The organism is Methylosinus sp. KRF6, assembly GCF_018887255.1.
Classification (GTDB): Bacteria; Pseudomonadota; Alphaproteobacteria; order Rhizobiales; family Beijerinckiaceae; genus Methylosinus; species Methylosinus sporium.
In genome coordinates, this window is sequence record NZ_JAHLJF010000001.1 from 3,639,046 (window position 1) to 3,649,880 (window position 10,835).

At 63.6% G+C, this 10,835-nt stretch carries 9 protein-coding genes; 6 read left to right on the plus strand and 3 right to left on the minus strand.

Annotation, left to right across the window (positions count from 1 at the left end; translation table 11 throughout):
- Positions 1 to 15: 15 nt before the first annotated feature.
- Positions 16 to 381: a hypothetical protein gene (locus KP010_RS17335; protein WP_244594774.1), complete on the minus strand. Its 366-nt coding sequence runs from the start codon at positions 379 to 381 to the stop codon at positions 16 to 18.
- Between the two features lie 430 nt (positions 382 to 811).
- Here KP010_RS17335 and KP010_RS17340 point away from each other — a divergent pair, with 430 nt between their 5' ends.
- From KP010_RS17340 to ggt, 6 genes are all read left to right on the plus strand, one after another.
- Complete coding sequence (locus tag KP010_RS17340) at positions 812 to 1,591, plus strand: phage Gp37/Gp68 family protein (protein WP_142862334.1); 780 nt, start codon at positions 812 to 814, stop codon at positions 1,589 to 1,591.
- A 164-nt stretch (positions 1,592 to 1,755) separates the two neighbouring features.
- Positions 1,756 to 3,012, plus strand: coding sequence for a three-Cys-motif partner protein TcmP (locus KP010_RS17345; protein ID WP_142862310.1), 1,257 nt, complete (start codon positions 1,756 to 1,758; stop codon positions 3,010 to 3,012).
- 120 nt (positions 3,013 to 3,132) lie between these two features.
- The gene (gene hemC, locus KP010_RS17350; protein ID WP_142862311.1) at positions 3,133 to 4,059 is read left to right on the plus strand and encodes a hydroxymethylbilane synthase; all 927 of its coding nucleotides are present in this window, start codon (positions 3,133 to 3,135) and stop codon (positions 4,057 to 4,059) included.
- The gene (locus KP010_RS17355) at positions 4,056 to 4,757 is read left to right on the plus strand and encodes a uroporphyrinogen-III synthase (protein ID WP_142862312.1); all 702 of its coding nucleotides are present in this window, start codon (positions 4,056 to 4,058) and stop codon (positions 4,755 to 4,757) included. Before hemC ends, KP010_RS17355 begins: the two co-directional genes overlap by 4 nt.
- Positions 4,758 to 4,856: 99 nt before the next feature.
- Positions 4,857 to 5,615, plus strand: coding sequence for a phytochelatin synthase family protein (locus KP010_RS17360; protein WP_142862313.1), 759 nt, complete (start codon positions 4,857 to 4,859; stop codon positions 5,613 to 5,615).
- A gap of 11 nt (positions 5,616 to 5,626) precedes the next feature.
- Complete coding sequence (ggt, locus tag KP010_RS17365; RefSeq protein WP_210244279.1) at positions 5,627 to 7,297, plus strand: gamma-glutamyltransferase; 1,671 nt, start codon at positions 5,627 to 5,629, stop codon at positions 7,295 to 7,297.
- Positions 7,298 to 7,425: 128 nt separating this feature from the next.
- Here the strand turns inward: ggt and KP010_RS17370 are convergent, their stop codons facing one another.
- Positions 7,426 to 9,837: a glycosyltransferase gene (locus KP010_RS17370; protein ID WP_246659783.1), complete on the minus strand. Its 2,412-nt coding sequence runs from the start codon at positions 9,835 to 9,837 to the stop codon at positions 7,426 to 7,428.
- A gap of 5 nt (positions 9,838 to 9,842) precedes the next feature.
- Entirely contained in the window at positions 9,843 to 10,724 is an 882-nt protein-coding gene (locus KP010_RS17375; RefSeq protein ID WP_142862316.1) for an aldose 1-epimerase family protein, read from the minus strand.
- Positions 10,725 to 10,835: the final 111 nt, after the last annotated feature.

Genomic DNA, 10,835 nt, shown 5'->3' on the forward strand with positions numbered 1-10,835 from the left:
GCGATTCTTGCCGCGTCAGTCCTGGCAAGAGACGACGGCGGCCTCCGCCGTCAGCGGCCGGCGCGCCGAGGCCGGACCGATCGCGGAGGTCACGTCGTCGGCGCGGCCGAAGGCCACCGCGGGGCCGTGGCCGTGCGACTCGCACCAGCTGTCGGCGACGATCTTCCCGCAATCTTTCTTCTGCGTGATGCATTCGACGACGCCATAGCCTTCGTGGCCGGAAATCAAATAGACATTCTTCGGCGCTTCGACGGCGCGGGCGCCGCCCTGGGCCGCGGCGAGCAGCAATCCGCCGAGCAGCGGAACGGCGAGACGCGGGAGAACGAGACGCTGAAATTCGGTGGGGAACATGAGATGCACGCCTCGCGCGGGGACGCTCATTCGACTCGCCGCGCTGGATTTTGGTGTATGCGATCGCAGTTAAGGCGCGGTTAAGTTCGCGCCGATTTGCAGGCCTGTCCGGGCGCGCGACGCCGGCGGCGGCGCCTTTGCCGCGTGGCGGCGGATGTCGATCTTTTTTCTCCCTATGGACGGGAGAAGAACGCCGCCCGGCGACACGCGCTGCCTGTCCATCGACGGGGGGGCGCCATCCCGGATGGAGCCGCCGCCCGCCCGCGCTCCACGACCCGAGGAGCGCGCCCTTTGTGGGCAGGAGTGGGAGGGATATAGGAAAATTTTCAGGATGTGTCAAGGAGGGTGGTTCATGCCCTGAAGCTCGTAGTGGTCCCGTCCGAACTCGCTATTAACCGTCGAACTGCTATTGACCGCGATCAAAGATCGACGTCATCAACAGTGTGATGAAGGGACGGTCATGGCTGAGACTCAAATTGAGTGGACGGACGCGACCTGGAATCCGGTTGCAGGCTGTTCTCTCGTCAGCGCAGGTTGCACGAATTGCTATGCCATGGAGATGGCAAGTCGTCTTAAAGCGATGGGCGTACCGAAGTATAGGGGACTTACTCGGCACAGTGGAAAGCGAGCGATTTGGAACGGAATCGTGCGCGAAGATGAAGTTTCGTTGGGTATTCCATTGAGCTGGAAGAAGCCACGAAAAATTTTCGTAAACTCGATGTCTGACCTGTTTCACGAACGTGTGACAGACACTTTCATTCTGAAAGTGTGGGAGGTAATGCGCGCGACTCCACGCCACCATTATCAAATCCTCACCAAACGCCCAGAACGAATGGGCGCCCTTGTTCGCTCCAAGATCGGCGAAGTTCTGCCAAACGTATGGTTGGGCACGAGTGTGGAGAATGCTGAGGTCGCCGAGCGCATCGATTATCTCCGCGCCGTGCCAGCGGCAATTCGCTTTATTTCGTTTGAGCCGCTGATAGGCTCGCTGGGAGCTGTCGATCTGCATGAGATTCACTGGGCAATCGTCGGCGGAGAGAGCGGGAGGTGGGCTCGCCCAATCCGCGAGGAGTGGATTGACGAAATCTTCGATAGTTGTGCGACGTACAACACAGCATTTTTTTTCAAGCAGTGGGGGGCGTGGGGAAAAGACAATAAACGTCGTTCCAAAAAGGCCAACGGACGCGTATATCGTGACAAGGTTTGGGACGAAGTTCCGAACGCTTCCGTCTCACTCTGAACGCCCATCTGGAGCGTCCAGCCAAAAATATTTCTGACGTAAACAAAGTTAGTTTCGCCGTATTATTCAGTAATAAGTTGGTTTAGAGTGCTGCGTATCGCGTCGAAGCGTTTCCGTAATAGAGTTCTGCGAATTTGGCGACAAGGAACGGAGCATTCTACGCGATGGGCTATGACTGGAGAATAGGAGAGTCGCTTCCTGATCTTGGCGCTCACAGCGTTGCGAAACACGATATCTTCGAACAATACATCAAGATTTATATCGAACGGCTAACGCGCAACCCGAGCCAGACGATGCTCAATCTGACCATCGTTGATGGCTTCAGCGGCGGCGGACTCTATCGAAGAGGCGCTGCCGAAGTAGATGGCTCGCCACTACGTTTGTTGGCAGCTGTTGAGAACGTAGAAAGGGAGCTGAACTCGGCCCGTGCGAAAGGCTTTGACGTTAAGGCAGATTTCTTCTTTGTCGATGCCAACCCCTACCATGTGGCCTTTCTCCGAGACTTGCTTGAGAAGCGCGGCTACGCCTCCCGTCTCGGAAAGAACATTTTCGTCCATGAAGCCCTGTTCGAGGACGTCAGCGGCAACTTGATTGCCCACATTCGGAATAAGGGTTCCGCAAATCGCTCCCTATTTTTTCTGGACCAGTATGGTTGGAGCGACGTTCGACTCCAAACGATCCGTTCGATCCTGGCCACGCTGAAAAATCCCGAAATCCTGCTGACATTCGCTGTCGATGCCCTTATCGACTTCTTGTCCGTGAAGACAGCAGACGCGCAAGCGCTCTTGAATATCGATCTTGATCGCGAGGACGTTCGGGCGTTGACCGAACTGAAGACCCAAGCAGGGTGGCGCCACCTAATCCAAAACGGTCTATATCGCCATGTCCAAAGCCGGACAGGAGCTCGATTTTACACACCTTTCTTTATCCATTCGGTGGGGGCGCATCGATCATACTGGTTGTTGCATCTTTCAAATCATCGGCAGGCTCGAGATGAGATGGGAAAGCTGCACTGGCGGCTAAAAAACCATTTTCAACATCACGGTGGCGCTGGATTCCGTGCGCTCGGTTTCGATCCGTCGAAAGATCTCCGGCAGGAAGTTATGTCTTTTATGTTCGACGATGACGCGATGAAGCGCTCGGAAGCGGCCGTCTTGGAACAGCTTCCCCGCATGATCCATGCAGCGAACCGTGACGGTACGGGACTCGTCGTCGAGGATCTGTTTGCAGGGAACTGCAATGATACACCAGTTACCTCCGACATTCTTAGTCGTCAGATTGCGTTCCTTCGCGATGAAGGCGAACTCTTGATTGTGGCGCCGGATGGCTCAAAAAAGCCGAGAACAAAAACGATCAATTGGGATGATCGTTTGGTCTTGCCAGCAGAGAGATCGTTGTTTACCCGTTTAGGTTGGGGTTAAAACGTTCCCGCCTGAATGCCCCCTCCCGTGGCCTCCCAGTAACTCCTCCCTACCGCCCGCTTGTAGCCCGGCTGCTTTTCCCTATAGTCCGCCTCGACAATTCCCACGGCGGACGAGGCTATGACGACCACACGATTGCGCATCGGCACACGCGGCAGCCCACTCGCTCTGGCGCAGACGCGGCAGCTGCGGGCCTTGCTGGCCGCGGCGCTCGGCCTCGAGGCGGAGACGCTGCCGATCGAGGTCATCCGCACCACGGGGGACATGATCCAGGACCGGCCGCTCTCGGAATCGGGCGGCAAAGGGCTGTTCACCAAGGAGTTGGACGTCGCCCTCATCGAGGGGCGCATCGATCTCGCCGTGCATTCCTCCAAGGATTTGCCGACGCATCTGCCGCCGGAAATCGCCATCGCCGGATATCTGCCGCGCGAGGATGTGCGCGACGCCTGGATCGGCCGCAAAGGCGCGACGCTCGACGCGCTGCCCGAGGGCGCCGTGGTGGGCACGGCCTCGCTGCGGCGCGGCGCGCAGGTGAAGCGGCTGCGGCCGGATGTCTCCCTCGTGCTGCTGCGCGGCAATGTCGAGACCAGGCTGCGCAAGGTGGAAAGCGGCGAGGTGGACGGCACGCTGCTGGCGCTCGCCGGGCTCAAGCGGCTCGGCCTCGAGCGCCACGCCACCGCCATTCTGCCGATAGAGGATTTTCTTCCTGCCGCCGGGCAGGGCGCCATAGCCGTCACCAAGCGCGCCGGCGATGCGCGTGTCCGCGAGGCTCTGGCCGCCATTCTCGATCCGGCGACCGCCGCCGCGCTCGCCGCCGAGCGCGCCTTTCTCACCGTGCTGGACGGCTCCTGCCGCACGCCCATCGCCGCCCATGCGAAGCTCATTGGCGAGGAGATCGAATTCCACGGCATGGCGCTGCGGGCGGATGGCTCTGCGGTTTATGAGGCGCGTCGGCGCGGGCCGTCCATGGACGCGGCGCTGATCGGCGACGCCGCCGCCAATGAGATTTTGCTGCGCCTGCCCAATGGAGTCGCGGGTCTCACATGAGGCGCGTTCTCGTCACGCGGGCGAGAGAGGACGCCGAGCGCACGGCGGAAGAATTGCGGCGGCGCGGCTTTGCGCCGCTGATCGCGCCGGTTCTGGAGATCGCCGCCACGGGCGCGCCGATCCCGACCGAGACTTTCGACGCGGTTCTGGCGACCAGCGCCCGCGCGATCCAATTCGTCGAAGGGCTCGCGGCCTCGAGCGCGCCTTTTTTCGTCGTCGGCGGCAAGACGGCGGCGGCGCTGTCCGCGCGCGGCGCGCAGGTGGAGGCGAGCGCGCCCGATGTGGCGGCGCTGACTCGTCTGCTCGGCGAGCGCTTTCCGGCGCCGGCGCGTTTCCTCTATCTCGCCGGCCACGACCGCAAGGACGATCTCGAGAGCTTTTTGCGCGCGCGCGGCCATGCGGCGACAGTGGTCGAGACCTATGAGGCGCGCGCCGCCTCCTCTCTCGGGGAAGAGGCCCGCGCCGCTCTGGCGGCCGGCGAAATGGAGGCTGCGCTGCATTATTCGGCGCGCAGCGCATCGATCTTCCTCGCTCTGGCGGATGCGGCCGGCGTCCCGGCCATGCTTCGCGCGCGCGTCACGCATTTCGCGCTGTCGGAGGATGTCGCGCGTGTGCTGCGCGCCGCCGGTTGCGCCAATGTGCACGTCGCCGCGGCGCCGGATCAGGCGAGCCTTCTGGCCGCGCTCGAGGCGCAATAAAGCCGCCTTTGCGGGACAAAAATTGCATGGCGCCTCGCGCGCCGCTATTCTGTCGCAGCGCGGCCGTCTATCACGACGGCGCGCCTTCCCGGGGGCGAAATGACGAAGACGTCGATCTCGCGGCGGCGCTCGGCCGCTGTTCTCGCGCTTCTCTTTTGCGCGATCGCCGCCGCAGTCTCGCCGGCGCTGGCGGAACGGCTGCCGCTTTCGAACAATCTCGTCGATCTGCGCAGCGCGCAGGGGCGCGAATGGTTTCTCGAATCGGAGGCGCGCGAGGCCTATTGGCCGCTCTCCTCGGAATTCGTCACGCAGAAGAACGGCTCCTTCTGCGGCGTCGCCACTCTGGCGATGCTGCTCAATGCGCTCGACATTCCCGCGCCCGCCGGCGGCGAGGGGCAGGGGAGCTTCTCGCAGGACAATCTGTTCAGCGAGAGGACCGAGGCGGTGGTGAAGCAGGAGAACATTCTGCGCCGGGGCATGACGCTGGACGAGTTCGGCGGCCTCGTCGCCAGCTTCGGCCTCGAGGCGAAGGTCACTCATGCGGCGCAGAGCTCGCTGGCGGAGTTTCGCGCCAGCGCGATCGAGCAGCTCTCGCGCAAGCGGCGGCATGTCGTCGTCAATTATCAGCGCGCTGCGCTCGGCCAGACGCGCAGCGGGCACATTTCGCCGCTCGCCGCCTATGACGCCAAGACGGATCGCTTTCTGCTGCTCGATGTCGCGCGCTACAAATATCCGCCCGTGTGGGTCGCGGCGGCCGATCTCTTCGACGCGATGAACACGATCGACGCCGGCAATGAAGGACGCAGCCGCGGCTACGTGCTCATCGGCCCGCCGGCGGGAATAGGCAGCGAAAAATGAGCGATGCGCGAATGCGATCTATTGTTGCTCTCGGCTTCTCCCTTCTCGCCTTCGCCGCCGCCGCCGAGCCCGTCGCGAGCGGGCGGCGCGGCATGGTGGTGAGCGAGCATCATCTGGCCAGCGACATAGGGCTCGACATATTGAAGGCGGGCGGCAACGCCATCGACGCCGCCGCCGCCGTCGGCTATGCGCTCGCCGTCGCCTATCCTTGCTGCGGCAATCTCGGCGGCGGCGGCTTTCTGCTGGCCCATCTGCCGGGGCAGGGCGAGCGCTTTCTCGATTTTCGCGAGACGGCGCCCATGGCGGCGACCGCCGATATGTTTCTCGACGCGAAAGGCGCGGTCGATCCGCAGGCGAGCCGCATCGGCTATCGCGCCGTGGCGGTTCCCGGAACGGTGATGGGGCTGGAGACCGCCCACGCCAAATACGGCCGCCTGCCGCGCGAGAAAATCATCGCGCCGGCGATCGCGCTCGCCGAGCGCGGCTTTGTTCTCGACGAGGCCGACATTCGTCTCATTCGCGCGGCGACGCGGCTGAAGGACAGTCCCGCCGCTGCGAAAATCTTTTCCCGCGCGGACGGCTCGCCTTTGCAGGCCGGCGATCGGCTGATTCAGAGCGATCTCGCGCGTCTGTTGCGCGAGATCGCCGCGCAGGGGCCGCGCGCCTTTTATGAAGGGCGCGTTCCGCAGGCGATCGAGCGCGCCGCGCAGGCGGAAAAGGGCGTGATCGCGGCGCAGGATTTCGCGCTCTATGACGTCATGGAGCGCTCGCCGATTCATTGCGCCTATCGTGGCTATGATGTCTATTCTTCCGCGCCGCCGAGTTCCGGCGGCGTCGCGCTGTGCGAAATATTGACCATTCTCGAGGGCTATGATCTCGCCGCGCTCGGCTTTCACACGCCGCAATCCTCGCATCTTCTCATCGAGGCGGAACGTCGCGCCTTCTTCGATCGCAACAATTCGCTCGGCGATCCCGACTTCGTGAGCAATCCGGTCGCGCGTCTCACCGCGCGATCCTATGCGGAGGCGCAGCGCGCGAAGATCGCCGCCGATCATGCGACGCGCTCCACCGATCTCGCGCAAGGCGCCGCGCCGCGCGAGCGCTTGGAGACGACGCATTATTCCATCGTCGACGGCGAGGGCGGCGCGGTTTCCGTCACCTATACGCTCAACGGCTATTTCGGCGCGCAGGTCATGGCGCCGGAGACGGGCGTGCTGCTCAATGACGAGATGGATGATTTCTCCGCCGCGCCCGGCGCCGCCAATGGCTTCGGCCTGGTGCAGGGAAGCGCCAACGCCATCGCGCCCGGCAAAAGGCCGCTCTCCTCCATGTCGCCGACCATTGTGATGAAGGACGGCAAGGTCGCGCTGGTTCTCGGCAGCCCCAATGGGCCGCGCATCATTTCGGTGACGCTGCAGACGGCGCTCAATGTGATCGATCATCATATGTCGCTGGCGCAGGCGGTGGCCGCGCCGCGCCTTCATCATCAATGGCTGCCGGATGTCGTGCTGGCCGAGCCGGGCGCGCTCTCGGAGGAGACGCGGCGGCGGCTCGAGGCGATGGGACATAAAATCGAGGATCACGCGCCTTTCGGCGCATCGGAGGCGATAGAGATCAGAGACGGCGAGATGATCGGCGTCAATGATCCGCGCTCCGCGGCGGGCTCGGCGCGCGGCTATTGAGCCGCGCGAGAGTCATTCCGGTTCAGATCGAACCGGCAGATCGAACCGGAATGACTCTCGATTTTTCCGTTGTGTCGCGTTTTCTTCACGCGAACCGGTTCCCACTTCGCTCGAAAACACTCTATCGCTCATCGACGTCGCGACAATATGTCCTCGATGCGCGCGTCGAGGCGGCGGGCGAAGGCCTCGGTCGAAAATTGCGTCTCCGCGATCACGCGAGCCGCCGCGACCTTGCGCTCCCGCAAATCGCGATCGCCGAACACGGCGCGCATCGCGTCGACGGCGGCCGTGAAATCCGGCTCCGCCCACAGCTGATCGCCGCGCGTGCGCGGATATTCGCCGGGGCCGACGGGAATGAGCCGATAGGGAATGAGAAAGGCCGTTTGCTCGTCGCAAAAACCCATATTGCCGGAATAGGCGGTCGCGATCACCGGCGTCTCCAACGCCATCGCCTCCAGCATATGATAGCCGAAGCCTTCGGCGCGATGCAGAGAGACATAGCAATCGGCGCCTTCGATCAGCGCCATCTGCTCGTCGTCGTCGAGAATGCGATCGATGAGCAGGACGCGCTCGCATTCCGCGACGATATTGCGAATGGAGCGCCACACATTCGTCTCGCGCTCCGCCCGCACGCGGTCGACGCTATGCGTCTTGATGACGAGCTTGACCTTCGCATCGTTCGGAAAGGCCGCGAGAAAGGCGCGTATCGTCCCGAGCGGATTTTTGCGAAAGGCGCCGGAGAGCGCGTCGCAGGAAGCGAGAAAGACGAAATCATCCGCGCCCGCTATATCCTCGTAGACGCGCGCGCGCGCTGCGCCTCGTCCGCGCCTGCGCGCCGGGCGCGCCGATGTGCCGACCGTATGGCAGGGCCTATGGCCGGCGAGCGCCTGCGTCGTGAAATCCGATGCGGACCAGAGCTCGTCGACGAGCGCGAGGCCGAGCATTTGCGCCGGATGCGGCGTCGGCATTTCGAGATAGGGAAAGCCGACGAGCCGACCCTGCGACCATATATCCGGCAGATAGGCGATGGCGCTCGGCAGCTCTTCGAGATTGAGGTGAAGAATATTGATCTTCGCGCGCGCCGGCGAAGTCGGCAGAGGCACGGCGTCGGCGCGAATGCGATTGGGATAATCGAGCGTGAAGTCGCAGAGCCGAACGGAATAATCGAGCTGCTGGAGCGCGGCGGCGAGCGCGCGGCAGCTGTCCGCTATGCCGAGCTGTCGGCTGAACGGGCCGATGAGCTGGATATCGACCGTCTCGCCCGCCGGCGCCGGCAGGGCCGCGGAATGCGCGCGATGCCCCGAAGGCGTGCGCGTGCGAAAGCGCTTCGCTTCGTCGTCATAGCCGAGCGCGTCGATCGCGGCGCGCCAGCGCGCGATGGTGACGCCGCCGGCGCCGAAGAGGCGGCGGGATTCGTCCTCGAAGGGCGCGGCGCCGGCGCGCGGCGACAGATAAGCCGCGAGCCAATCGGCCGGAACGAAGCGTAGATAATGCGGCGCCCGCGCTGCGAACAGCAGAATGGCGAAATAGGCGGCGCGCCGCTCGCTCTCTCGTGCGACATTCGCGCCGCGCAGCATCGGATGCGCGTCGAGAAAACGCTTCATGAAAGTGGAGAGCGGGAAAGGAATATCGGCGTCGTCGCAATGTCGCAGCGCGTCCTCATGCGCGGAGGCGATGAGGCAGTCCTCGACATTGAAAGCCGCGGCGCCGAAAGCGGCCCAGCGGAAAATCGCCGCGAGCCGCTCGTCGTCGCGCGCGTCTTCGCCCGGCGTCTGGGCGAAAAGGCGCATCGCCCGGCTCGGCGCGAGGCGCTCCTGCGGAGTGGGGCCTTCATTGAGAAATTCTATGTCGCGCGCCGAGAGCGGGATGCGCAAAGGGCGCCGCGCGCGGCCGTAGAACTCGACATAATGCGCGAGAAAAGCCTCGCGATCGGCGATCGAGAGGGTCGCGTCGAATTTATCGGCGAGGTCCCATTTGTAGCGATTCTGGTCGAGATAGGCGCAGAGCGCCTCGCCGAGAACAGGCGGTGGCGAAGAGACGGGCGTCGGCGCGAATAGAAGCTCCGTCTTCTGCGACGGCTGCGGCGCGGCTGGCGCAGCGCGCTCTCGCTCACTGTCGAAAGCCTCGGCGAAAGTCGCGCGAAGATAGTCGTCACGGCTGATGCGGCGCGCAAAAAGCGCGCGCTCGTCGCTCGCGGTCAGCTCGAGCGGCGCATCCGTGACGGGGCGCACGCGAATCCGCGTCTTTGCTCCGCGCGAAAAAGCCGGAGGGATTTTCACGTCGAAGCCATGGCGGCCGTCGCCTATGCCATTGGCGGCGAGATCGTCTCGCAGCATATCCGCCGCTCTCTCGCAGACGAAGACGTCGCCTGCGAAAATATCGACGATCACGCGGCGTCCCTTTTGTCTCGGCCAATGGGCCCAGCCGTGAACGACGTCATTCTCGAATCCGTCGAGGCGACCGACGATGTCGAGATCGCCTGTCGGAAGACCGACCGCGCGGCGAAGCAGCTTTATCGCATGGCGCTTGGCGACGCCCATGATCTTCACCCGACCTCTATGCGCAGCGTGAAATCGAGCGTCTCGCCCGGACGCGCGCAGGCGATCCCGGGCTTCTCCTCGAGCGGGCCGCAAAAGCCGACCGGCGAATCATAGCCATGCCACGGCTCGATGCAGAGAAAATTCGCGCCCTGCTTGGACCATAGGCCGAGATGCCGGAAGCCTTCCCATTCGATCGCGACGGATCGCCCGCTGCCGCAGCAATAGACGAGGCTCTCGCTCGCCAGAGTGTCGAAGATGATCGCGTCATCGGCGAACAGCTCCTCACGCAGTGGCAGCGTGCGCCCCTCGACCGGCGAATTCTTCATGCGGCCGAGAAGCCCGCCGGCGAGCTTGCGGATCGGCGCCGGCTCATGGCGCTCGAAATTTATGCGGCTCTGATCCTTGGCGGCGTCGCCGAGCGGCCAGCGAAAGGCCGGATGCGCGCCGATGGAAAAATACATGTCCGCGTCGCCGAGATTGGTCACGCCATGGCGAATGTCGAGACGCGCGCCGTCGAGGGCGAATTCCACCTCGAGCAGAAATTCGAAAGGGAAAACCGCGCGCGTCGCGTCGTTGGCGCGCAAGGCGAAACGCGCCGAATGCGGCGAGGCCTCGACGATCTCGAACAGGCTGTCGCGCGCGAATCCGTGCTTGACCATCGCATAGCTCTCGCCGCGATGCTCATAGCGGTCCTGCGCCAGCCGGCCGACGATGGGAAACAGCAGCGGACTATGCTTGGGCCAGATCTCTTCGCCGCTCCAGAGATAATCCACGCCGTCGCGCGTGCGCAGCGATCGCAGCTCCGCGCCCTTCGTAGAAACGAAAGCGGCGAGGCTGTCCGAGGACAGAGCCACGCCGTCTCGCTGCTCGTTCTTCGATCCGGCCATCGCCGATCCCCGAATGGACGCTCGCGCGCCCTCAGGCGTTCGCCTGATGCTTCAGTCGCTCGAGATCGGCGTCGACCATTTCGCGGATGAGCTGATCGAGCGATGTCTCGG